The sequence below is a fragment of the Paenibacillus sp. P2(2022) genome (assembly GCF_029522175.1).
In the GTDB taxonomy this organism is placed as follows: domain Bacteria; phylum Bacillota; class Bacilli; order Paenibacillales; family Paenibacillaceae; genus Paenibacillus; species Paenibacillus polymyxa.
Genome location: NZ_JAKWFI010000026.1, coordinates 1 through 2,188 on the forward strand (window position 1 = coordinate 1; position 2,188 = coordinate 2,188).

1 protein-coding gene is annotated in these 2,188 nt (G+C 54.8%); it reads left to right on the forward strand.

What is annotated here, in order from left to right:
- Window positions 1–2,188, forward strand: a 2,188-nt coding sequence (locus tag MMB75_RS25950) for a non-ribosomal peptide synthetase (RefSeq protein WP_277511613.1), incomplete at both ends; no start/stop codon positions are given.

Consider the following 2,188-nt stretch of genomic DNA (forward strand, 5'->3'; position numbering starts at 1 on the left):
ATAATGCCCTGGCCTTTGAACGGGAAAGTGTAGAGCAAATTCGAGGTCATCTGGTACAGCTGCTGGAGCAGGTGACAGCGAATCCAGACATCCGTGTACATGAGCTGGATATGGTTACGGTGCAGGAGCGTGAGCAAATCGTTGAGGTTTGGGGCAATACAGCGGCAACCTATCCAAGCGAGCAAACGATTCACGGCTTGTTCGAGGCGCAAACGGCGCAGACACCGGAGCAGACAGCCTTGTTCTTTGAAGGAGAGCAGTTGACTTATCGCGAGCTGAATGAACGCGCCAATCAATTGGCCCGTACCTTGCGCAGTCAAGGCGTGACGAAGGATCGTTTGGTGGGTCTGATGACCGAACGGTCGGTGGACATGCTTGTGGGGATCTTCGGGATTTTAAAAGCCGGAGGCGCCTATGTACCTATCGATCCAACCTACCCGGAAGAGCGTATCCGCTATATGCTGGACGACTCGGGTGCGAAGCTGCTGTTGACACAAAGCCATCTGGTGGACAAAGCAGTTATCGATGGTCAAGTGCTGGTGCTGGATGGAGCACAAAGTGTGTATCACGAGGATGGCTCCAACCTGGAGCCGGGGTCCGGTTCGAACGATTTGGCGTATGTGATTTATACGTCAGGTACGACGGGGCAGCCGAAGGGCGTGATGCTGGAGCACCATGGGCTGTGCAATCTGAAAACGTATTTTGATCAGACGCTCAAGATCCGTACGTCGGATCATGCGCTACTGTTCGCCAGCTACTCGTTTGATGCAGCTTGCTGGGAAATCTTCCAGGCGCTGTTCTGTGGCGCTACGTTATACGTGCCAACAACAGAGACGATTTTGAACTACGAGCGGTTTGAGCAATATATGGCCGATCACCACATCACGGTGGCCGCTTTGCCGCCGACCTATGCGGTGTACCTGGAGCCGGAGCGGATGCCAAACCTGCGTATTTTGTTCACCGCGGGCTCAGCCTCTTCCACAGAATTGGTATACAAGTGGAAGGATCAAGTGGCGTACTACAATGGCTACGGTCCAACCGAAAACTCGGTGGCAACGTCCATCTGGCCGGTATCCGAGGATGAAAGGGCAGGCCAACTCATTTCCATCGGTCGTCCTATGCCGAATCACCGGGTGTACATGCTGGATGTGCATGGACATTTGGCTCCGGTCGGCGTAGCAGGTGAGCTGTGCGTGTCTGGTCCGGGTCTGGCGCGTGGTTACCTGGATCGTTCAGAACTGACGGCGGAGAAATTTGTACCGAACCCGTTTGCAGCCGGTGAAGCCGGCTATGAACGAATGTACCGTACGGGGGACTTGGCAAGATGGATGCCAGACGGCAACATTGAATATTTGGGCCGGATCGACCATCAGGTGAAAATCCGGGGCTACCGGATCGAACTGGGCGAGGTCGAAGCACAAATATTGAAAGTGGAGGACGTGCAAGAGGTCATCGTCCTGGCCCAAGCGGATGAGCAGGGACAAAACCAACTGGTGGCGTACTATGTCGCTGAAAGAGACGTCAGCGCGGGTGAGCTGCGCAGCTTGCTGGGTGAGGAGCTGCCCAACTACATGGTGCCTTCATACTTCATCCAGCTGAAGCAGATGCCGCTGACACCGAACGGCAAAATCGACCGCAAGGCCCTGCCAGCACCGGAGGGTAGCCTGCAAAGCGGAGCGGATTATGTAGAGCCGCGCACAGCACTGGAGCAGACGTTGGTTTCGATTTGGCAGTCTGTCTTAGGAGCGAAGAGCGTCGGGATTCTGGATAATTTCTTTGACCTCGGCGGCGATTCGATCAAGGCGATCCAGGTATCGTCCCGCTTGCTGCAAGCAGGCTACAAGCTGGACATGAAGGATTTGTTCCAATATCCGTCCATTTCGCTGCTGAGCGGTCATCTACAAAAAGTGAGTCGTACGGCCGATCAGGGCGAGATATCAGGCAGCGTCAAGCTGACCCCGATCCAGCAGTGGTTCTTTGGACAAGCCTCGGCAGAGCCGCATTATTTCAACCAGTCGGTGATGCTGCATCGAGCAGAAGGCTTCAATCTAGACGCATTGTGTCAAACGATGACCAAGCTGACGGAGCATCATGATGCGCTGCGTATGGTCTTCCGTCAGACCGAACAGGGCTATGAAGCGTGGAATCGCGGTGTGAATGAAGGTCAGCTGTACAGTCTGGACGTTGT